At 45.9% G+C, this 19,242-nt stretch carries 24 protein-coding genes; 19 read left to right on the forward strand and 5 right to left on the reverse strand.

From position 1 onward, the window contains the following. Positions 1–24: 24 nt before the first annotated feature. Genes ICV36_RS03975 through ICV36_RS04025 form a run of 11 tightly spaced genes read left to right on the forward strand, consistent with a single transcriptional unit; the run spans position 25 to position 10,542 of the window. A complete protein-coding gene (locus ICV36_RS03975) occupies positions 25–702 on the forward strand; it encodes a phosphoribosylanthranilate isomerase (protein WP_215401277.1) in 678 nt (225 codons plus the stop codon). A gap of 30 nt (positions 703–732) precedes the next feature. After that, positions 733–1,926 (forward strand): tryptophan synthase subunit beta, encoded by a 1,194-nt coding sequence (gene trpB / locus ICV36_RS03980; RefSeq protein WP_215401278.1) that lies wholly within the window; start codon positions 733–735, stop codon positions 1,924–1,926. 57 nt (positions 1,927–1,983) lie between these two features. Further along, the gene (gene trpA, locus ICV36_RS03985) at positions 1,984–2,781 is read left to right on the forward strand and encodes a tryptophan synthase subunit alpha (RefSeq protein ID WP_215401279.1); all 798 of its coding nucleotides are present in this window, start codon (positions 1,984–1,986) and stop codon (positions 2,779–2,781) included. 6 nt (positions 2,782–2,787) lie between these two features. Continuing rightward, positions 2,788–3,675: an acetyl-CoA carboxylase, carboxyltransferase subunit beta gene (accD, locus tag ICV36_RS03990; RefSeq protein WP_215401281.1), complete on the forward strand. Its 888-nt coding sequence runs from the start codon at positions 2,788–2,790 to the stop codon at positions 3,673–3,675. Between the two features lie 4 nt (positions 3,676–3,679). Beyond that, positions 3,680–5,005, forward strand: a complete 1,326-nt coding sequence (gene folC, locus ICV36_RS03995) for a bifunctional tetrahydrofolate synthase/dihydrofolate synthase (RefSeq protein ID WP_215401282.1) — start codon at positions 3,680–3,682, stop codon at positions 5,003–5,005. Positions 5,006–5,008: 3 nt separating this feature from the next. Continuing rightward, positions 5,009–5,797 (forward strand): SPOR domain-containing protein, encoded by a 789-nt coding sequence (locus ICV36_RS04000; RefSeq protein WP_215401284.1) that lies wholly within the window; start codon positions 5,009–5,011, stop codon positions 5,795–5,797. Then, the gene (locus tag ICV36_RS04005) at positions 5,797–6,363 is read left to right on the forward strand and encodes a CvpA family protein (RefSeq protein WP_215401285.1); all 567 of its coding nucleotides are present in this window, start codon (positions 5,797–5,799) and stop codon (positions 6,361–6,363) included. The genes ICV36_RS04000 and ICV36_RS04005 overlap by 1 nt, the downstream gene beginning before the upstream one ends. A 4-nt stretch (positions 6,364–6,367) precedes the next feature. Next, on the forward strand, positions 6,368–7,906 hold the full coding sequence (purF, locus tag ICV36_RS04010; RefSeq protein ID WP_215401287.1) for an amidophosphoribosyltransferase: 1,539 nt from the start codon (positions 6,368–6,370) through the stop codon (positions 7,904–7,906). Positions 7,907–7,966: 60 nt separating this feature from the next. Continuing rightward, entirely contained in the window at positions 7,967–9,175 is a 1,209-nt protein-coding gene (locus tag ICV36_RS04015; protein ID WP_215401288.1) for an O-succinylhomoserine sulfhydrylase, read from the forward strand. Between the two features lie 22 nt (positions 9,176–9,197). Next, positions 9,198–9,815 carry a bifunctional 2-polyprenyl-6-hydroxyphenol methylase/3-demethylubiquinol 3-O-methyltransferase UbiG gene (locus ICV36_RS04020; protein ID WP_215401289.1) on the forward strand — a complete coding sequence of 206 codons (618 nt, stop codon included), beginning with the start codon at positions 9,198–9,200 and terminating at the stop codon, positions 9,813–9,815. A 10-nt stretch (positions 9,816–9,825) separates the two neighbouring features. After that, positions 9,826–10,542 (forward strand): Crp/Fnr family transcriptional regulator, encoded by a 717-nt coding sequence (locus ICV36_RS04025; RefSeq protein ID WP_215401291.1) that lies wholly within the window; start codon positions 9,826–9,828, stop codon positions 10,540–10,542. Positions 10,543–10,642: 100 nt separating this feature from the next. Here the strand turns inward: ICV36_RS04025 and ICV36_RS04030 are convergent, their stop codons facing one another. Next, the gene (locus ICV36_RS04030) at positions 10,643–10,951 is read right to left on the reverse strand and encodes a high-potential iron-sulfur protein (protein WP_215384603.1); all 309 of its coding nucleotides are present in this window, start codon (positions 10,949–10,951) and stop codon (positions 10,643–10,645) included. 200 nt (positions 10,952–11,151) lie between these two features. Here ICV36_RS04030 and ICV36_RS04035 point away from each other — a divergent pair, with 200 nt between their 5' ends. After that, the gene (locus ICV36_RS04035) at positions 11,152–11,736 is read left to right on the forward strand and encodes a rhodanese-like domain-containing protein (protein ID WP_215401293.1); all 585 of its coding nucleotides are present in this window, start codon (positions 11,152–11,154) and stop codon (positions 11,734–11,736) included. A 71-nt stretch (positions 11,737–11,807) separates the two neighbouring features. Here ICV36_RS04035 and ICV36_RS04040 read toward each other — a convergent pair whose 3' ends face one another. Beyond that, positions 11,808–12,776: a c-type cytochrome gene (locus tag ICV36_RS04040; protein WP_215401295.1), complete on the reverse strand. Its 969-nt coding sequence runs from the start codon at positions 12,774–12,776 to the stop codon at positions 11,808–11,810. A 176-nt stretch (positions 12,777–12,952) separates the two neighbouring features. Between ICV36_RS04040 and ICV36_RS04045 the strand changes: the two genes are divergently transcribed. The 7 genes from ICV36_RS04045 to ICV36_RS04075 are packed head-to-tail and all read left to right on the forward strand — an operon-like array spanning position 12,953 to position 16,482. Further along, positions 12,953–13,504, forward strand: a complete 552-nt coding sequence (locus ICV36_RS04045) for a YeeE/YedE thiosulfate transporter family protein (RefSeq protein WP_251375076.1) — start codon at positions 12,953–12,955, stop codon at positions 13,502–13,504. A 1-nt stretch (position 13,505) separates the two neighbouring features. Continuing rightward, on the forward strand, positions 13,506–14,072 hold the full coding sequence (locus ICV36_RS04050) for a DUF6691 family protein (protein ID WP_215401297.1): 567 nt from the start codon (positions 13,506–13,508) through the stop codon (positions 14,070–14,072). 18 nt (positions 14,073–14,090) lie between these two features. Further along, positions 14,091–14,294 (forward strand): hypothetical protein, encoded by a 204-nt coding sequence (locus ICV36_RS04055; protein WP_215401299.1) that lies wholly within the window; start codon positions 14,091–14,093, stop codon positions 14,292–14,294. A 7-nt stretch (positions 14,295–14,301) separates the two neighbouring features. Beyond that, the gene (locus ICV36_RS04060) at positions 14,302–14,928 is read left to right on the forward strand and encodes a hypothetical protein (protein ID WP_215401301.1); all 627 of its coding nucleotides are present in this window, start codon (positions 14,302–14,304) and stop codon (positions 14,926–14,928) included. 10 nt (positions 14,929–14,938) lie between these two features. Next, positions 14,939–15,916, forward strand: a complete 978-nt coding sequence (locus ICV36_RS04065; protein ID WP_215401303.1) for a sulfurtransferase — start codon at positions 14,939–14,941, stop codon at positions 15,914–15,916. 11 nt (positions 15,917–15,927) lie between these two features. Continuing rightward, a complete protein-coding gene (locus tag ICV36_RS04070; RefSeq protein ID WP_215401305.1) occupies positions 15,928–16,245 on the forward strand; it encodes a helix-turn-helix transcriptional regulator in 318 nt (105 codons plus the stop codon). A gap of 18 nt (positions 16,246–16,263) precedes the next feature. After that, on the forward strand, positions 16,264–16,482 hold the full coding sequence (locus tag ICV36_RS04075; protein ID WP_215401307.1) for a DUF2892 domain-containing protein: 219 nt from the start codon (positions 16,264–16,266) through the stop codon (positions 16,480–16,482). 46 nt (positions 16,483–16,528) lie between these two features. On the opposite strand, the gene ICV36_RS04080 is transcribed toward ICV36_RS04075, so the two are convergent. From ICV36_RS04080 to modB, 3 genes are read right to left on the reverse strand one after another with little or no spacing between them, the layout of a single operon-like run. Then, positions 16,529–17,431 (reverse strand): prenyltransferase, encoded by a 903-nt coding sequence (locus tag ICV36_RS04080; RefSeq protein WP_215401309.1) that lies wholly within the window; start codon positions 17,429–17,431, stop codon positions 16,529–16,531. A 21-nt stretch (positions 17,432–17,452) separates the two neighbouring features. After that, entirely contained in the window at positions 17,453–18,562 is a 1,110-nt protein-coding gene (locus ICV36_RS04085) for an ABC transporter ATP-binding protein (protein ID WP_215401310.1), read from the reverse strand. Beyond that, the gene (gene modB / locus ICV36_RS04090) at positions 18,562–19,215 is read right to left on the reverse strand and encodes a molybdate ABC transporter permease subunit (protein ID WP_215401312.1); all 654 of its coding nucleotides are present in this window, start codon (positions 19,213–19,215) and stop codon (positions 18,562–18,564) included. Before modB ends, ICV36_RS04085 begins: the two co-directional genes overlap by 1 nt. Positions 19,216–19,242: the final 27 nt, after the last annotated feature.

The following is a 19,242-nucleotide window of genomic DNA, read 5'->3' on the forward strand; positions in this document are numbered from 1 at the left end:
GGCTCTTGGCCTTATCATTCATTTATGGGCTTACTGACATACTCACCAGGCCGAACTAGGGTCAAAATCTGCGGTTTAAAGACAGCAGCGGATGTGGATTCTGCCGTTTCTGCAGGGGTGGATGCAATTGGCTTTGTCTTTTACCCGCCAAGCGTACGCGCTGTAAGCCCCAATATCGCCGCCCAGCTCATTTCAAGACTCCCGGCAGGGGTGGATGCGGTTGGATTGGTTGTAAACGCCACCGATGAGCAATTTGCCGCTATTCGGGCTGCTGCCTCAATCACCTTATGGCAGTTTCATGGGGATGAGACCCCAGAGCGCTGTGCCCAGCTTGCTGCAGGCGAGCCTTGGATGAAGGCTGCCCGCGTAGGTGCTGGCTTCGCTTTTGAGGATTTTTCCCTACAATACGGGGATGCAAACGCTTTTCTCCTAGATGCCCTCGTCGAGGGATATGGTGGTGGAGGCGTTCCTTTTGATTGGCAAGGAATTCCACAGACATGGGTAAGCGAAAACGCGCCTCGGGTCGTTTTGAGTGGTGGATTGAACACGCACAACGTGGGCGAGGCGATTGCACGCCTACATCCTTGCGCAGTTGACGTCAGTAGTGGCGTAGAAAGCAGCAGGGGTGTTAAGGATCCTGCGCTTATGACTGAGTTTGTCAAAGCAGTGCGCGCAGCAGATGCCAAAGCATCATCCCAATAATATGCTGTAGATAAATCAAAAGAGGTAGCTATGTACGACAAGCCAGATGCACGAGGACACTTTGGTCCGTATGGTGGCGTGTTTGTTTCTGAGACATTGATGTATGCATTAGATGAGCTGAAAGAAGCTTATGCAAAATATCAAAACGATCCAGAATTCATTGAAGAGTTTCATTACGAGCTCAAACACTTTGTAGGTAGACCATCACCGGTTTATCACGCAAAGCGTTGGAGTGAAATGCTCGGTGGTGCGCAGATCTATCTCAAGCGAGAAGATTTAAATCACACTGGCGCACACAAGATTAATAACGTGATTGGTCAAGCCATGCTGGCTAAGCGTATGGGCAAGCCGCGCATCATTGCCGAGACAGGCGCAGGTCAGCACGGCGTTGCCACGGCTACCATTTGTGCACGCTTTGGTTTGGACTGTACGGTTTATCAGGGCTCGGTTGACGTCGCACGTCAAGCGCAAAACGTGTTCCGTATGAAGTTGCTTGGTGCCAAAGTGGTTCCTGTGGAATCTGGCACTAAGACTTTGAAAGACGCACTCAATGAAGCGATGCGTGATTGGGTCACTAATGTTGATAACACCTTTTACATCATCGGTACTGTTGCTGGTCCCCATCCTTATCCAATGATGGTGCGAGATTTCCAAAGTGTCATTGGCGAAGAGTGCAAAGTACAAATGCCTGAGATGACCGGTCGTCAGCCTGACTATGTTTTAGCTTGTGTTGGTGGGGGATCTAATGCAATGGGTATTTTCTACCCATATATTGATCTTCCGGAAGTCAAATTAGTGGGGGTTGAAGCAGCCGGCCATGGTTTGGGTAGTGGTTTGCATTCGGCAGCGCTGTGCGTTGGCAAGCCAGGTGTATTGCACGGCAACCGCACTTATCTTTTGCAAGATGAAAATGGTCAGATTTCCGAAACACATTCTGTTTCCGCTGGTATGGATTATCCAGGAGTAGGTCCTGAGCATGCTTGGTTAAAAGATTCTGGTCGCGCTGACTATGTTGCCATTACTGACGAAGAGGCGCTGCAGGCATTCCATGATTGCTGCCGTATTGAGGGCATTATTCCTGCGCTTGAGTCTTCTCACGCTATTGCCTACGCCTGCAAGCTGGCCAAGACATTACCTAAAGACAAAACCATCTTGGTCAACCTTTCTGGTCGCGGCGATAAAGACATGCATACCGTTGCTCAAGCAACTGGCTCTGAAGGCTAAGTAAAAAAATAAAACGAAAAGAAGAATCAGAAAATAAAAATAGAAAACGAATTAGCTATGTCAAAAATTACTGCACTCTTTAAAGAGTTAAAGGCAACCGGTAAGAAAGGATTAATTCCTTTTATTACCGCAGGCGATCCAGATCCCAGGCTAACAGTTGAGTTAATGCATGCATTAGTGCGTGGTGGTTCAAGTGTGATTGAATTGGGTGTACCGTTTTCTGATCCGATGGCGGATGGTCCTGTGATTCAAAGATCATCTGAGCGCGCGCTAACGCATGGCGTCACATTGCACAGTTGTTTAGAAATGGTGAAAGCGTTTCGCAAGGATGATGCCAATACACCGGTTGTGCTGATGGGGTATGCAAATCCAGTAGAGCAAATGGGAGCAGAGCGTTTTGCAAATGAAGCCAAAGCTGCCGGTGTTGATGGTGTGCTCGTGGTCGATTATCCGCCAGAGGAGTGTGTCGATTTTGCTGCTCGTATGCGCGTTGCCGGAATTGACCCTATCTTTCTGCTAGCACCTACTTCTTCGCATGAGCGTATTAAAGAGGCTGCCAAAATAGCTTCTGGTTATATCTATTATGTTTCTATGCGCGGTGTTACTGGCGCATCTCACCTCAATACCCAGGATGTGGCCAGCATCATCCCTAAAATACGTGAAGAAACCGATATTCCGATTGCTGTAGGTTTCGGAATTAGCGATGCCGCTAGCGCCAAGGCGGTATCGGCCAGCGCTGATGCTGTGGTCATTGGTAGCAGAATTATTCGTCTTTTGGAGGATGCACCCCCTGGGCAGGCAGTACAATCACTAGAAACCTTCATTCGTGAGATTCGTGACGCATTGGATAGTTAAAAACTAATGAGCTGGATAGATAAATTACTCCCACCCCAAATTCAACATACTGATCCTGCCAATCGCAAGTCAGTGCCCGAGGGATTGTGGGTTAAGTGCCCAGGTTGCGAAACGGTTCTCTACAGCACTGATATTGAAGCCAATTTATCGGTTTGCCCAAAATGTAGTCATCACATGCGCATCGGCGCACGTCTGCGTTTGGAAAGTTTGTTAGATCCAAAGGGGCGCTATGAAATTGGCGCTGACATTTACCCAACGGACCCACTCAAATTTAAGGACTCGAAAAAATACCCAGATCGCATCAAAGAAGCAAATGATGCTGCTGGTGAATCTGAGGCTCTCATTGTGATGGGTGGCAAGATTGAGGCTATTCCTGTAGTGGCTGCTTGTTTTGAATTTCAGTACATGGGTGGCTCGATGGGTTCTGTAGTGGGTGAGCGTTTTGCTCGCGGCGTTCAAGAAGCTATCAATAAGAAGTGTGCATTTATTTGCGTTACTGCTACCGGTGGTGCGCGTATGCAAGAGAGTTTGCTATCTCTGTTTCAGATGGCTAAGACTAATTCGATGTTGACCTTGTTATCCAAAAAAGGTTTGCCCTACATCAGCGTCTTAACTGATCCAACCATGGGCGGCATCTCTGCGAGTTTTGCCTTTATGGGTGACGTTGTGATGGCTGAACCAAAAGCATTAATTGGTTTTGCTGGCCCACGCGTGATTGAGCAAACTGTGCGTGAAAAATTGCCTGAAGGGTTTCAGAGGTCGGAATTCTTGATGCAAAAGGGTGGCATTGACATGATTGTTGATCGTCGCCAAATGCGTGGCGAAATTGCCCGCCTGCTTGCTTTGTTGCAAAAGCTTCCTGAGCCTGCGATAGCGGGTAGCGCAGCTGTTTAAGCGCTTGAACTCAGCACACCAAGCCCCCATATTATTTTCTAGCCTAGAGGCTTGGCTTAGCCACCTTGAAACTGCTCACCCTGTCGGTATTGACATGGGGCTTGAGCGTATTAATCGCGTCAAGGCTGCTTTAGATCTTCATTTTGAATGTCCGGTGATCACTGTTGCTGGTACCAATGGCAAGGGATCTACCTGTGCATTCTTGGAAAGCATTCTTTTGGCTTCTGGCTATCGTGTTGGTTGTCATACTTCTCCACACCTTTTGAAGTTTAATGAGCGCGCTCGTATTAACGGCGAGGATGTTAATGACAATATCTTGCTAGAGCATTTCGCAGCTGTCGAAAAAGCTCGCGTTAGTCTGGTGGATGCACCAACGTTGACGTATTTTGAATTCACCACCTTGGCCATCATGCATCTTTTTTCCAAGGCGAATTTAGATGCGGTGATATTGGAAGTGGGCATGGGTGGCCGTTTGGATGCGGTCAATATCGTGGATGCCGATTGCGCTATCGTGACTAGCATTGATATCGACCATGCGGATTTTTTAGGTGGCACACGCGAAGCGATTGGTCTGGAGAAGGCTGGTATTTTCCGTCCAGGGCAGATTGCGGTATGCGGTGATCCTGTGCCACCAAAATCACTCGTTGACTATGCTGAAAAGCTGGGTTGTGACCTTTGGTTACAGGGGCGCGATTACAACTTCCAGGGGGATAAACAACAATGGGGTTGGGCAGGGCGCAATAAGCGCTTTAGTGGGCTTGGCTACCCAGCACTCCGTGGTGCTAATCAGATTCTGAATGCCTCTGCAGTTGTGGCTGCCCTAATGGCCTTACATCAGCGTTTGCCGGTCAGTGCGCAGGATATTCGCAATGGCTTTGCGCTTGTTGAGTTGCCAGGGCGATTCCAGGTCTTGCCAGGCCAGCCTACTGTTGTATTGGATGTTGCCCACAACCCTCATGCAGCCGCAACTTTGGCCCAGGGGCTCGATAAGATGGGTTACCACCCCTACACCTATGCCATTTTTGGGGCTATGGCTGACAAAGACATTGAGGGGGTGATCAAACCCCTCCTAAATATTGTGGATTTCTGGTTTTGTGCCAATTTGCCAACCCCGAGGGCTGCCAGCGCAGAGGCCTTGGCTGAGAAGCTCGAATCCATGGGTGTAAAGCCTAAAAATGGGGCAGACGGCGGCATCGAAATCTTCGAAAACCCTGCTTTAGCGTATCAAAAAGCGCTATCTTTAGCGGGTGAGGGTGATAGAATTGTTACCTTCGGATCCTTCTATACCGTTGCAGGCGTAATGACTTACCGAAACAACCAGGCCCACTGATCCATGATTCGTTTACCAAGCTTTTTTAAGCGAAAAACCCAGTCTGATGACCTTGAAATAGATTCAAGGGGAAGTCGCACCACTAGGCGTGCTGCGCCACGTAGCTTCCAGCGCGCAGCAGAAGCGGAAGAGTTAGCCCTTACAGAGGATCCAGAACAACAAAGAGCGCGTCATCGCTTGATAGGCGCAGCTGTATTGGTTCTCATTGCGGTAGTTGGTCTGCCTCGTATTTTGGATAGCAAGCCAAAGTCTTCGCCAAACGACATTGCTGTCAATATTGTGACCAGTTTGCCAATTCCTGGGGCCGAAACTAAGGTTGAAGAAAAGCCAAAAGTAGAGGCGCCTGTTGAGTCTGTTAAAGAAGCGTCTACCGCAGCAGTTGCCCCTACGTCTGAAGTTAAGCCAGAGGCAAAGTCAGTAGCACCTGCAGTAAATAAATCTGCAACATTGGGATTGGCTGCTGGTGAGGAAGTAGTTGCCCCTAGCACCCCTAAGGCGGACTCCAAATCTAAGGCGGATGATGTTGCCAAATCTGCTGCGCCAAATGGCGCAACTAAATACATTATTCAAATTGGCGCTTTTGCGTCTGAAGCGAATGTCAAGGCCTTGTCCGCTAGACTCAAAAACCAAAATATTCCCAGTTATACCCTGAATAAGGCTGGTGCTGATGGGGCTAAGATTTTCTTGGTGCGTGCGGGACCCTTCACCGACAAAGATGCTGCTGAAGCAGCCGAAAAGAAAATTAAGGCGATGGGTCTCACGCCTAGACTCGTTGAATCCGGTAAGCAGTAATGGAATACTTATCCACCCTCAAGCTAACATCGGTGGATTACTTCACCCTAGTTGTACTTTTGATATCTGCTTTGGTGGGCATCTCACGCGGTTTGTTTAAAGAAGTGCTTGCTCTAGCTTCATGGTTTGCAGCCGCATGGGTTGCCTATCACTACAGTAATTACCTTTCTACGGAGTGGCTATCTACGTTTCATCTAGATGAGTTACTCAGCCTCGGCGCAAGCTTCCTCATCCTCTTTGTTCTGACCTTGATTGTTTGTGGTTTATTTGGTGGGGTAGTGCAAAAAATTATTTTGTCTGTTGGGCTTAGCTTAACTGACCGTTTTTTAGGTTTAATCTTTGGCGTGATTCGTGGTGGCTTGATCGTAGTGGTGTTGGCAACACTAGCTGCGCTCACACCTATTCCGCAAAGTATGGCCTGGAAGAATGCTATCACCAGACCAGCAATTGATATGGCGACCGGTTTAATTAAAGGCTGGCTACCAAGTGACTGGGCGAAGCAATTGGGTGATGCAATGCCCAAAGTTACCCCTACCATTACTCCTAAAATAACAATAGGAATCTAGAGATATGTGCGGCGTCGTTGGAACTATTTCCCACTCACCAGTAAATCAACTTCTCTATGATGCCTTGTTGCTTTTGCAACATCGCGGTCAAGATGCTGCGGGTATTGCAACGATGAACGGTAATTCGTTCACAATGCACAAAGCCAATGGCTTAGTAAGAGACGTCTTCAGAACTCGCAATATGCGCAGCTTAGTGGGTAATGCTGGCATTGGTCAGGTACGTTATCCAACTGCGGGTTCTGCAAGCAGCGAAGAAGAGGCGCAGCCTTTTTATGTTAGCGCTCCTTACGGCATTATCTTGGCGCATAATGGTAATCTAACAAACGCACCAAGCTTACGCGTAGAGATGGCCTATCGAGACCGTCGCCATATCAACACTAGCTCTGATACTGAAGTACTGCTGAATGTCTTGGCAGATGAGCTTCAAAAAGAAACTAATAGCGCAGCTCTTGATGAGGGCGCAATGTTTAATGCCGTTACTGGCGTCACAAATCGCGTTAAAGGCTCTTATGCGGTGGTTTCCTTAATTGCCGGTTATGGTCTATTGGCCTTCCGTGATCAGTATGGCATTCGTCCTCTATGTATTGGTCGTATTGATACACCTCAAGGTCCTGAGTGGATGATTGCATCTGAGTCTGTGGCGTTAGAGGGCTTAGGCTTTACATTCGTGCGCGATGTAAACCCAGGTGAGGCTATCTATATTGATCTCGATGGCAATTTCTATTCACGTCAATGTGTACCTAATGCGGTTCTGACTCCTTGTATTTTTGAATACGTCTACATGGCTCGTCCAGACTCCACTATTGATGGTGTGACTGTCTATAACGTACGTATGCGTATGGGGGATTACTTAGCAGAAAAGATCCGCAGAGAGACTAATGTTGCTGAGATTGATGTGGTGATGCCGATTCCGGATTCTAGTCGCCCAGCAGCAATGCAAGTTGCTAAGAACTTAGGGGTGGATTACCGCGAAGGCTTCTTTAAGAATCGTTATATCGGTCGCACCTTCATCATGCCAGGACAGGCTGTGCGTAAGAAGTCTGTACGTCAAAAACTCAATGCCATGCGTATTGAGTTCAAAGATAAGACGGTATTAATTGTGGATGATTCGATTGTGCGTGGCACCACCTCCTTTGAGATTGTGCAGATGGCACGTGAATCTGGCGCCAAGAAAGTGATCTTTGCATCAGCTGCCCCGCCAGTACGCTTCCCGAACGTTTACGGCATTGATATGCCTACACGTAGTGAGTTGGTTGCCTATGGTCGCACTGATGAAGAAATTAATAAGATGATTGGCGCTGACCAGCTGATCTATCAAAGTATTGAAGATATGAAGCAGGCTGTTAGAGATGTGAATCCGGCTATCAAAAACTTCGAAGCTTCCTGTTTTGATGGTAATTACATCACAGGCGATATCACTGAGTCTTATCTAGATGCTTTGGAGGCCGCCAGAAATACCTCAGCAGCTAAGGCGGATCGTCAAAAGGACTCTAGTGACTTTGCGCGCTCCCAGCTCCATCTGCATTTGGCTACCGAAGACTAAAAAGCGACAGGAATTTGCCTCACCCGAGGCAAATCTGCAATTCGGTGTCAAAATAGCAGCATGAAGAGTAAAACTACACGCCAAAAACCCGATTTTTCAAAGCTAGCGCTCGAGACCTTAGCGGTGCGTGCTGGCACACGTCGTACCTCTGAATATCAAGAGCATTCAGAAGCAATGTTCCTGACATCTAGTTTTTGCTTTGATAGTGCTGAGTTGGCCGCTGATGGTTTTGCACATGCTGATCAAGGATTTATCTATTCTCGTTTTACCAATCCCACAGTGAGCATGTTTCAAGATCGCTTGGCTGCTTTAGAGGGTGGCGAAGCTTGCATCGCAACAGCATCAGGCATGTCAGCCATTTTGACAATGGCGATGGCGCACTTGCAAGCGGGTGATCATGTTATTTGTTCACGCTCCGTATTTGGTGCAACCATTCAATTATTTACCAATATTTTGGGTCGCTTTGGTATCACCACCACCTATGTAGATTTGGCTGATACCAAATCGTGGCAGGCTGCTGTTCAACCTAACACCAAATTATTTTATTTAGAGACGCCTTCAAATCCCTTAACTGAAATTGCTGATATCAAAGCAATTTCAAAGGTGGCGAAGAAGGCGGGCGCGTTATTTGCCGTTGATAACTGCTTTTGCACGCCTGCATTGCAAAAGCCATTGGCGCTTGGCGCTGATGTTGTGATTCATTCAGCAACTAAGTATCTTGATGGTCAAGGCAGGGTAGTGGGTGGCGCCATTGTAGGTAGTAATGATTTCATCATGGGCAAGGTGTTTCCGTATGTACGTACTGCAGGCCCAACACTCTCGGCGTTTAATGCTTGGGTATTCCTGAAGGGATTAGAGACACTAGAGCTGCGCATGAAGCAGCAGAGTCAGAATGCGCTTGCCTTAGCGCAATGGCTAGAAAAACAGCCAGGAGTAGAGCGTGTTTATCACCCGGGCCTCAAATCTCATCCTCAGCATGCTTTAGCGAAGCGTCAGCAAAAAGAGGGTGGTGCGATTCTGTCTTTCACCTTGAAGGGTGGTAAGAAGGCTGCATTCAAGTTGATCAATCAAACTAAACTTTGCTCGATCACTGCAAACTTGGGTGATACCCGCACGACCATTACGCATCCAGCGACAACCACCCATTGCCGTGTCACGCCTGAGGCACGCAAAGCGGCTGGTATTACAGATGGCTTGGTGCGCATTGCAGTGGGATTGGAAAACATCAACGATTTAAAGAATGACCTCGTTGGCGGACTCAAAAAATAATCAAGTTCATCAGGATCGGCCTATGAGTTTTGCTGATGCTACCCAGTTTTGGAACGAGCGCTTTGATAAAGAAGAGTTCATCTTTGGTAAAGAGCCAAATGAATATCTGGTTGAGAAAGCAAATCAGTACTTAAGGCCCGGAAATAAGGTGCTATGCATTGCTGATGGAGAAGGACGCAATGGTGTCTGGCTCGCCAAGCAAGGTATGCAGGTTGTTGGATTTGATGCATCTGATGTTGCTTTAGCTAAAGCAAAGCAATTTGCTAAAGATAATCAAGTTGAGGTGGAGTACTCATTCTCCGATACCGACAGCTTCGCATGGCAGGACAATGCTTACGATGCAGTCATTGGCATCTTCATTCAGTTTGCCGATCCAGCAATGCGGGCTAGAATCTTTGAGCAGACTTACAAAGCCCTAAAGCCAGGCGGTCTCTTTATTCTGCAGGGCTATACCCCAAAGCAGCTCGATTACAAGACTGGTGGTCCAAGTCTGATTGAACATCTCTACACAGAAGAATTAATACGAGATCTTGCTCATGAGTTTCAGATTCTAGAACTCGTTAGTTACGAAAAAGAGCTTTCTGAAGGCCCAAGACATACTGGTATGTCAGCGATTCTGGGTTTAGTCGCTAAAAAGTGAATTTTCTTTTATGAAGACTATTGAAATTAAAAGTGCTTGGCAGGGGAATAGCGATTGCAATGCATGCTCAATTCGCAGCTCAGCGCTATTTGCAGAGTTGAATGAGGAAGATTTTTCTAAAATTCATTCACCTATTGATGATCTTAGGTTTGAGGCAAATGCGGGTATATATACGCAGGGAAACTCTGCAGAGCATTTGTATACATTACGCGAAGGCTATATCAAGCTATTGCATGTAAATTCAGATGGCTCGAGCAGAATCGTACGCCTAGTGATGCCTGGTGATCTTTTTGGTATGGAGGCTTTGCTAGAGGAAAACTATGCTCATTCAGCCAGCGCTTTATCAAATGTACATTTATGTCGCATTCCAAAAGCAATTATTTCGAGTCTAGGTGAAGAATCGCCACGTTTGCATCGCCAGATAGTGAAAAAATGGGGTGAAGCTTTAGCCCAGTCTGAATCTTGGTTCTCTGAAATCAATACTGGACGCATTGAAGTGCGCTTAGCCCGTTTTTTTCTCAGAGTCGCAAAGGCTTCTGGAGAGATGGCAGTTGCGCCTCTCTTTAAGCGTGAGGATATGGGCTTAATGATGGATGTGAAGTTTGAGACTATTAGTCGAGCTCTCGCTTCTATGGCTGAACAGGGCCTTATTTCTAATATCAGCAGATTAAGTATTCAGATTCCTAATTTAGAAAAATTAAAAAGTTTTTCCCAGGCGGGATCTTAAATACAAAAATCTCAGAGAGAGGTAATAAAAAAGACTGCCGCAGCAGTCTTTTTTATTGATCGAAATGAATCGATGCATTTGATTAGACTCTAGCCTTGACTTAAGCTTTCTTAGCGTAAGCAGAGCACCAGCCTTTGCCAGCAACTTGTTTACCAGCAAACAAGGAGCAACCACCAGCAGCGGCACCCACTTTACCTTGGAACAATGCGCAGTTATCGCACTCTTGACCAGCAGCATATTTAGCGTACTTGGCTTTATCTACTTTAGAAGCATCTGCTTTGTAACCGAGTGCAGCAGCTTGTGGATCAGTTTCTGCAACCATGGCTTGAGCTTGAACCTTGCCGTTCAAAGCCAAAGTACAGGCACCAGCAGCAGACAAAATCATAAATTGACGACGACTATTTTTCATAAAGACTCCAGGGTTTGGGTGAATATAAAACTTAAAAAACTAGCTATATTGCATATTAAATGGGATAACACCACCAACAATAGGGGTTTCTCAGTATTAAGTTTAACCAAGCTTGGCCCCACACTACATAAATATGCATAAATGCGTATAAAAGCATTTAAACCAGCGTTTCACATCAAAATAATACACAGAGGGGTTTTATGAAAAAGTTTCTTTCTTTTGGTCTGATGTTGTTTTCAGGTCTCGCCGCAGCTCAATCTCCTGCGCCTAGCAATCCAGAATTGCTGCAGATTATCGATAAGTCTACAAACTTTATTGTTAAAACCTCCAAGGGTCCGATTGAAATTACCCGCGTCATGACCCCTTGTGCCAAGAACAAGGGTTGGTTGCAGCCTTTAATTCCTATTAAAGGTGTTGTGCCAGTTGATGAAATTGATGTGTTAAATGCCCTCAATGACAAAGACTCATTGGTTGTGGATATGCGGGTAGTGGACGATCGCGTAAAAGGAACTATTCCAGGTTCTATTGGTATTCCTTATACCGAGGTGGCAATGCGCATGGATGAATTGGGTTGCAAAAAACCCGCTGCTGGTTCAACCAAGTGGGATTGCTCAAAGGCTAAGAAGGTGTATGCGTTCTGTAACGGCCCAGTTTGCCCGCAAAGCCCAATGGCAATGGCCGCTATGACTCGTGATGGATTCCCAGCAACCAAGATTTATTACTACCGTGGTGGCATGTTGGATTGGGATGCTCTCGGACTAACAACCGTTAAGGGTGAGTTCTAATTACTCCACCTGTTTTAATGCAAAAAGGGAGCGCTAAGCTCCCTTTTTCTTTCAATAAAACCCTGCAGTATTTATTTATTGGCACTTTTATCAAGCACGGGCTTTAAGCGTTTCATATTGTCAATGAGCGGCTGAAATGGGCCGTACTTATGTTGTTCTGCGGATGCGCCATCCACATATGGGGGGAATGCTGCATCTACTGGTTTATTCCAGCGCGCTGGGAAGTCTTTATCCAGATTGGCTTTAATAGGCCGTGGTTTACTCAATATGTAGCCTGCAACGTCATAAGCCTCATCATTGGTGAGTAATGTTTGGCTGTGCATGGAACCAAGAGGCATATTGGTTTTAATAAAGGCAGCTGCAGTTAATAGACGATTCATGCCAGCACCATTATTAAAAGTGTCTTTTCCCCATAGTGGTGGGAATGTATAGCCTTTGGCCTCACCGGGTTTGCCGTTGCGTAAACCAGCGCCATCTTGGCCATGGCAGGCAACGCATTTTTCTGCGTATACTTTTTCGCCAGCGGAAACGCTTGACATGCGATCAGGTGGGTTGAATTTTGGCAACCCTTGGCCTTCAACTGAACTACCAACTGGAACGCCTTTAGATAAAAAATGAATGTAGGTTACAAAAGCCTTCATTTCTTTGGCGTCAAAAGGGAGTGGCTTGCCATTCATGCTGCGCTCCATACAGCCATTCACCCGTTCTTCTATGGTGCTGACATCATCTTCACGACCACGGTATTGTGGAAAGGTAGCTTGTGCACCTACCCAGGGAATAGCAAATTTCTTAGTAGCACCTTCTTGATGACAGTTTGTACAGGCCAAATTATTTCCTGCATAGCGCATCTTTTTGTCAGCCACTTCGGGTCCGATGACAGCATAGGTTTTTTCTGCTAACTGCTTACCGTAGCGAGCCAATCGGCCGTAGTGATCGTTTGGTAAGTTATCGACGTCATACTTGATGCTGGGATCCTCAACTTGAGCCAAGGCGAGTATCGGAGTTAACAGGATGACTAGTAAAAGCTTGTGGAAATTCATATAAAACCTAGAAATAATGATGTGACTCAGATTCTAGGGTTTCAGCAATCTTGCTTCATGATCTATGTCAAAGAAACTGCCCATTGCATGACATGGATCAAATTTCGATTTCCGCTTTAACCAAAAGCCTTGACTTTTCTCAAGCAATCAATAATATATAAAAATATATATTATTAATGCCTAAAGTGAGATCAACTGAGATGGATAACAAAGTAGAGCAGATCAAACCAGCGCCTTATATGAATCCGCTTTTAGCGGGTGTTCTTCTTGGCGTGGTTTTACTAGCCACTTTTGTAATAACGGGTCATGGATTAGGAGCGACTGGCTTTACAACTAGATTGGCTGCCTGGTTGGGCATGTATATCGCTCCGGCCGCCACAAATGCCAATGATTATCTTGGTGGAATGGTTGAAGATGGAAAGCCATTGAATTCCTGGATTACATGGCAAGTGATTGGCGTTGCCTTGGGTGCACTTGCTTCTGCTTTCTTTGCTCACAGAATCAAATTTAAGTTAGATGGCGCAAAGTTTTTAGGTGGATCAAAGCGTCCTTGGACCGCACTTTTTGGCGGCTTGCTGGCAGGATTTGGGGCAAGGATCGCTGCGGGATGCACTAGTGGACTAGGTCTTTCTGGTGCGGCGGTATTGAGTCTTGCTGGGTTTACTTTTCTCGGTGCATTCTTCGCTGTTGGCTTATTGGTAAGTCGCTTCTTAAAAGAGGAGAAATAAGATGAGTGAAATTATTTCAGGACTTCTTCTAGGTGCTGGCTTTGGCTTTGTTTTGGAGCGTGCGGGCTTTGGCAATCCAAACAAGTTAACCGGTCAATTTCGTTTGACTGATTGGTCTGTATTCAAGGTGATGTTTACCGCCATTGTGTTTGCTGCTGTTGGGCTTATGGTGCTGGAGAAGGTTGGGATGGTTGATGCTAGCAGCCTGTTCATCCCTCCTGCATTTTTAGGGGCTGCTGCGCTTGGCGGGGCATTTGTGGGCGCTGGATTTGCTATAGGCGGCTATTGTCCTGGTACCTCTGTTGTTGGGTTTATGTCAGGTCGTATTGATGCAGCAATTTTTTTGCTTGGTCTATTGGTGGGCACCATTGTATTTGCAGTGATCTACCCAAGTGTTGAGGTTTTAACAACCTTAGGCGAGTTCTCAAAGGCGGACTCCTTAACTGATGCATTCAATATATCGCCTTTATCTATCAATATTGGCATGGTCCTTGCGGCTATCGGTATTTTTATTCTCGGCTCTTGGATGGAAAAGAAATCTAAGGGCGCAGTTTGTTCACAGCATTAATTTTCAATAAGGAAAAACATGTCAAAGAAATCTACTGTTGCAGCATTGGCAATGGCCTTGGCTGGCTTAACAGCGGCACCGCTAGCTATTTCGGCGGATGCCCCTGCGAATCCTACGGGCTCTGAGCAAAAGAATCCTTGCGGCCCTGCTAAGAAGAAAGCTGCCAATCCTTGTGGCCCAGCAAATCCTTGTGGCCCTAAAAAGCGCAAGGCTGCCGAGTAATTCCTAAATGCTCACTCAATCTCATCTTTCGTTAGCTGCTCAGGAGCTGGCAAATATTCAGATGTGGTATGCCGAAACTGGCCGCACTTTGAATGAAGCTGTTTTATGTGGCGCAAAAGATTTTGTTGAGTGGCAGCACTATCCAAATAATGACTTAATTGATGGAGATAGCGGTTATGAGTTTTACTACCATGCTCATTCTGCAGATGAAACCCCAAGTGGCGAACATGGCCATTTTCATGTAATCAAACGTGACAAAAATAGTTTTCATCACTTGATTGGGATTGCATTAAATCAAAAAGGTTTCCCAGTGCGGCTATTTACTACTAATCAGTGGGTTACTGGCGAGGAAATGGTTGATTCTATGGTGGCAATTAAATCCATTAAGGGATTTGAGATGGTGGTGAAAGGTCGCATGACACCAGTAAGTAAGTGGATTAGCGCTTTGATCAAATTATTTGCGCCCGAGATTGAGAAACTCATTTTGGAGCGGGATCAAAAGATTGTGCAATTGGTTGCAAAGCAGGGTGATCGAGCATCTGCACTGAATTCAAGGATGCATCATGTATTAACGGAGTGCAAAATCGATTTAATGGAACGTCTTTCAGAGCATTTGTCAGTTGTAAATTCATAGAGGGATAAAAATGAAAAAGATTCAATGGGCTTTAGCCTTGGTTTTAACAAGCTTAGTCAGCTTGGTCCAAGCCCTAACATTGCCGGGGCCGGTAGTCAGTGCAGATTGGCTATCCAATAACCTGTCAGACGTTCAGGTGATTGAGGTGAGAACAGATTTGGCCAGCTACGTTAGGAATCCTGAGTTCGATGTAGATAAAAAAACTGGAAAGAAATTTTTGGTTGAGGTTGGCGGTCACATTTCAAATTCTAGTCTTCTGGACTTTAAGAAGGTGCGTGTAGAGCGCATGGTTGACGGTAAAAAGATTAAATTTCTGATTCCTGAAAAGGCGGACTTTGAGAAGCTAGTTCAAACCTTAGGTATTAATTCAGATAAGCCAATCATTCTTGTTCCTATTGGTCAAGATATGTCGGATATTGATGAGGCCTTGAGAACCTATTGGTCGTTCAAGGTGTATGGCGAGGATCAGGTTGCTGTATTGGATGGCGGTATTGCTGGTTGGCTAAATGAGGGTCGTGAGTTTACTACCGCTAATACGCAAAAACCCGCTGGCAACTGGGCGGCTAAAGCATATCGTAAGGAACTAATCGCTAGCTCAGATGATGTTGCTGCAGCATCTAAGGGTGGCAAGCCACAGTTATTAGATGCGCGCCAACCCGCTCAGTATTTAGGCCTTGCTAAGCGCCCAGACGTACTTACATTTGGCCATATTTCTGGCTCTAAAGAGTTGGCCCCAGAATTATTGGCAAAACCAGTGAATGGTGCACTCTATTTCTGGCTGAAAAATACCTATGACGCATTAATGTCGGCGAATGGTTTAAGTATTAAGGCTCCCACAATTGCCTATTGCAATACTGGTCACTTGGCTGCTGGTGGATGGTTTGTTATGTCTGAATTGGTGGGCAATAAATCAACCAAGTTATATGACGGATCCTTATATCTTTGGACTCTTGAAGGTCGTCCACTGGTAGGTGTTCCTCTGAATTAACGGAATTTTCTATGCCTGTCATCAAAGCGAATATCGATTTGGAAAGGATGCAGTCTTCAGCAGATGATGCTTGTCGTTTGATGAAGGTGTTGTCAAATCGTGATCGGATGATGTTGTTGTGTCAAATTAGCCAAGGGGAAATGTGTGTAGGTGAGTTAGAGGAATGTCTTGATATTCAACAGCCCACCTTATCGCAGCAACTCACTGTTTTAAGGAATGAAGCCTTGGTGAAGACTAGAAGAGAAGGTAAGCAAATTTATTACTCACATTCCAACCATATTGCTTTAGAAGTGATGAATGTGCTTTATCAAAATTACTGTAGTAATTAACCAAAAAGGAGTATTAATATGAAATGTAACGTTGGTGGTATTGATCGTATGTTACGGATGGTCGTAGGCTTAGTATTGATTGGTCTGGCTGCTACTGGTAACGTTGGGGTTTGGGGTTGGATTGGTGTTGTGCCTCTGGCAACAGGCCTATTTAGATTCTGTCCAGCGTACCCGCTTTTGGGTATTAATACTTGCGGCAAAGATTCATCTTGTGGCGGTAGCGGTTGCTGTAAATAAGTTTTAGTGATGAATAAAAAGGGCGGCTGATGCTGCCCTTTTTGCATTAAGCGTGGATGAATAGCCCAATTAACAGAAGAAGTGAATATAAGTGGATAGCTAATAAATTACGCACAATCATTTTTTTGATTTCCCATTTTTCATTGCTTCTTCGGGCTATCTCTTTTGAGCAATAAGAAAATATTGGCAAGACTAGAAAGGTAATCCCAGTTACCTTGGGTATCTGACCCATGAAAATTCCAGCGATCTGAAAAGCATAAGCGGTAATGAAGGTGCCTGTGTACCAAAGGCTCAACGTGCGGCTGTTGACATTACTTGCTAGCGTCCTCTTGTTTGCGAGCCGGTCTGCATTAATGTCTGGAATTTGGTTTACCAGGAGAATATTTGAAACCATCAAGCCATATGCCAACCCGAGGGGAATCGCCTCGTAAGCCATTCTATGGACTTGAACGCAAGCAAATCCGATAACCACCAGTGCCCACGCCACAGATATTGCGAGCTCGCCTAAGACTCCCCTTGACATCAACTCAAGCGGAGGTGCCGAGTAGGCCCATGCTATTCCTAACCCGATCAATCCTAAGGGTATTAAAAGCCAGGTTGTCTGCGTACAAATATACAAACCAATTACAGACCCTAGCAATATCAGTGTTACAGCAAGTTGCGCTATTTGGGATGGATTCAGTAGTTGATCTTGGATAAATCGACTGCCACCTGTAAAGGGGGATATGCGATCAAGATTATTTTGATCGCTACCATTAAGGTGGTCGAAGTAATCATTGAATAGATTGGCCGCTGCGTGCGCTGATAGTGCAACACTCAACCCAAGAATATTCATGAAAAACGATTCTTTGTTAGCGCTAGGTAAGGCAATGCCTAGTAAGCACCCCAATAGAGTAATGGTTAGAAAGGCTGGTCTAGTTGCCCAGAACAGCTTTGACGCAATATTCATATTGATATCCCACTGCGGATATTAGTGATCAACAAATCGCCTTGGGTCATTGATCGGACGTAGTGGCATGATATGAATCTGGCTTCCATCTAGCTCAAGATGCATAAGGCTACCTGCATCCATATTCAAGCGCTTAATTTCAGATGAAGAGGCAAGCCATTCAATTTGGTGGTCGCTATTTTGAATCTGAAGTTGTACTGCAGCCATTTGCCCAAGGGTGCTAATTTCCAGTATGGTGGCGCAGATAGAGGTTTTTGAGGATTCCTTATGGACGCTCAAACCGCTTTGAGGGATTACCCAGGCAACCTGAACATTAGGCGGAATTTTTCCTTTGTCAGCAACGATAAAGCTATGCTCGCAACCATCCCAGCTAAGTTTGCCGGCATTAAATACACCATGAAACATATTGCTAATACCAACCAACTCCGCCACTCGAGAATTTCTAGGTTTTTGAAAGAGGGTTCGCGGCGCAGCAGATTGCAAGCTAATGCCTTTATCAATAACGGTAATCTGATCAGCAAGCAAATCCGCTTCCCTTAAGTCATGCGTTACTAGCAGGATGGGAATGTTTAAGTCTTTGCGTAAATCGGCAAGTGTTTTATAGAGGCTTTGACGTGTTGGCGTGTCTACTGCCGAAAATGGTTCGTCGAGTAGCAAAATTTTGGGGTTGCGTGCCAATGCACGCGCTAGTGCTACCCGCTGTTGTTGTCCACCAGAGAGTTGATGTGGCATGCGGTTCGCAAGATCCAATATGCCCATACGATTTAGTAAGTCTTGAGCTGCTGCCTTGCGTTCTGCTGAGGAGAGTGCAGAATTATGGAGGGGGATGATGATGTTCTCAATAGCTGAGAGATGTGGAAATAGGGCGTATTGCTGAAATAAAAATCCACAGGATCGCTCTGCTGGCGGAAGATTCGTTGTAACACCAGAGACCTCGTTGGCCTCAAACCATGTCTTTCCGTCACACTCAATTTTTCCGGTTTTCGCCAAGCTAAGACCGGCGATTGCTCTTAGCACACTGGTTTTGCCGCTTCCAGATGGGCCCACTAAAGCGTGAAGCTGACCCGCAGCACATTCCAAGGTTATCTGAAGTGGATTTGGCGCTGTTTGGCTAATTTTTAGTTTAAGCATTAGCCTCTACCTCGGTTGGAGTGGCGGAACGATTTTCCAAACACCCCATAGGAAACCGCAATTGCGATAAGAGATATTCCGAGAAGCAATGAGGCCAGGGCACCTGCGCCTGCAGTGTCAAAGCTTTGCACCTTGTCATATATCGAAATGGCAACGGTTTTGGTTTCGCCGGGAATAGCTCCGCCAACCATCAAAACAACGCCAAATTCTCCGAGAGTATGAGCAAAAGTCAAAACCGCAGCGCTAGTAATGCCTCGCCATGCAAGTGGTAGCTCTATTAAACGAAAGATTTGCCATTTAGATAGTCCGCTGACCTGAGCTGCCTCTCTGATATCTGGGTTAATAGCCTCAAAAGCACGCTGAATTGGTTGAATGGCAAACGGTAGGTTGACGATGAGGGAGGCGATGAGGATTCCTGCGAATGAGAATACCAAGGGGATGCCAAATACACTTTTTCCACTCAGTCCTACTAATAGGTAGTAGCCAAGCACTGTTGGTGGTAATACTAGGGGGAGTGCTAATGCAGCCTCAATCCAGGGTTTACTTTTATTAAGCTGTAGCAGGGAATGTGCCACCCAGACCCCAAATGGGATGATGAGGGCTAAGGTCCATAAAGCCAGCTTTAGCGAGAGGAAAATTGCGTCCGAATCCATGATCTGATTGTATTGCTAAGCAATATA

This window comes from Polynucleobacter sp. MWH-UH35A (assembly GCF_018687075.1).
Lineage (GTDB): Bacteria > Pseudomonadota > Gammaproteobacteria > Burkholderiales > Burkholderiaceae > Polynucleobacter.

Bases quoted from the DNA above. Each gene is read 5' to 3' on its own strand.
- ICV36_RS03975 (WP_215401277.1), top strand. From the start codon at position 25: ATGGGCTTACTGACATACTCACCAGGCCGAACTAGGGTCAAAATCTGC.
- trpB (WP_215401278.1), top strand. From the start codon at position 733: ATGTACGACAAGCCAGATGCACGAGGACACTTTGGTCCGTATGGTGGC.
- trpA (WP_215401279.1), top strand. From the start codon at position 1,984: ATGTCAAAAATTACTGCACTCTTTAAAGAGTTAAAGGCAACCGGTAAG.
- accD (WP_215401281.1), top strand. From the start codon at position 2,788: ATGAGCTGGATAGATAAATTACTCCCACCCCAAATTCAACATACTGAT.
- ICV36_RS04000 (WP_215401284.1), top strand. From the start codon at position 5,009: ATGATTCGTTTACCAAGCTTTTTTAAGCGAAAAACCCAGTCTGATGAC.
- ICV36_RS04005 (WP_215401285.1), top strand. From the start codon at position 5,797: ATGGAATACTTATCCACCCTCAAGCTAACATCGGTGGATTACTTCACC.
- purF (WP_215401287.1), top strand. From the start codon at position 6,368: ATGTGCGGCGTCGTTGGAACTATTTCCCACTCACCAGTAAATCAACTT.
- ICV36_RS04015 (WP_215401288.1), top strand. From the start codon at position 7,967: ATGAAGAGTAAAACTACACGCCAAAAACCCGATTTTTCAAAGCTAGCG.
- ICV36_RS04020 (WP_215401289.1), top strand. From the start codon at position 9,198: ATGAGTTTTGCTGATGCTACCCAGTTTTGGAACGAGCGCTTTGATAAA.
- ICV36_RS04025 (WP_215401291.1), top strand. From the start codon at position 9,826: ATGAAGACTATTGAAATTAAAAGTGCTTGGCAGGGGAATAGCGATTGC.
- ICV36_RS04030 (WP_215384603.1), bottom strand. From the start codon at position 10,951: ATGAAAAATAGTCGTCGTCAATTTATGATTTTGTCTGCTGCTGGTGCC.
- ICV36_RS04035 (WP_215401293.1), top strand. From the start codon at position 11,152: ATGAAAAAGTTTCTTTCTTTTGGTCTGATGTTGTTTTCAGGTCTCGCC.
- ICV36_RS04040 (WP_215401295.1), bottom strand. From the start codon at position 12,776: ATGAATTTCCACAAGCTTTTACTAGTCATCCTGTTAACTCCGATACTC.
- ICV36_RS04045 (WP_251375076.1), top strand. From the start codon at position 12,953: ATGCCTAAAGTGAGATCAACTGAGATGGATAACAAAGTAGAGCAGATC.
- ICV36_RS04050 (WP_215401297.1), top strand. From the start codon at position 13,506: ATGAGTGAAATTATTTCAGGACTTCTTCTAGGTGCTGGCTTTGGCTTT.
- ICV36_RS04055 (WP_215401299.1), top strand. From the start codon at position 14,091: ATGTCAAAGAAATCTACTGTTGCAGCATTGGCAATGGCCTTGGCTGGC.
- ICV36_RS04060 (WP_215401301.1), top strand. From the start codon at position 14,302: ATGCTCACTCAATCTCATCTTTCGTTAGCTGCTCAGGAGCTGGCAAAT.
- ICV36_RS04065 (WP_215401303.1), top strand. From the start codon at position 14,939: ATGAAAAAGATTCAATGGGCTTTAGCCTTGGTTTTAACAAGCTTAGTC.
- ICV36_RS04070 (WP_215401305.1), top strand. From the start codon at position 15,928: ATGCCTGTCATCAAAGCGAATATCGATTTGGAAAGGATGCAGTCTTCA.
- ICV36_RS04075 (WP_215401307.1), top strand. From the start codon at position 16,264: ATGAAATGTAACGTTGGTGGTATTGATCGTATGTTACGGATGGTCGTA.
- ICV36_RS04080 (WP_215401309.1), bottom strand. From the start codon at position 17,431: ATGAATATTGCGTCAAAGCTGTTCTGGGCAACTAGACCAGCCTTTCTA.
- ICV36_RS04085 (WP_215401310.1), bottom strand. From the start codon at position 18,562: ATGCTTAAACTAAAAATTAGCCAAACAGCGCCAAATCCACTTCAGATA.
- modB (WP_215401312.1), bottom strand. From the start codon at position 19,215: ATGGATTCGGACGCAATTTTCCTCTCGCTAAAGCTGGCTTTATGGACC.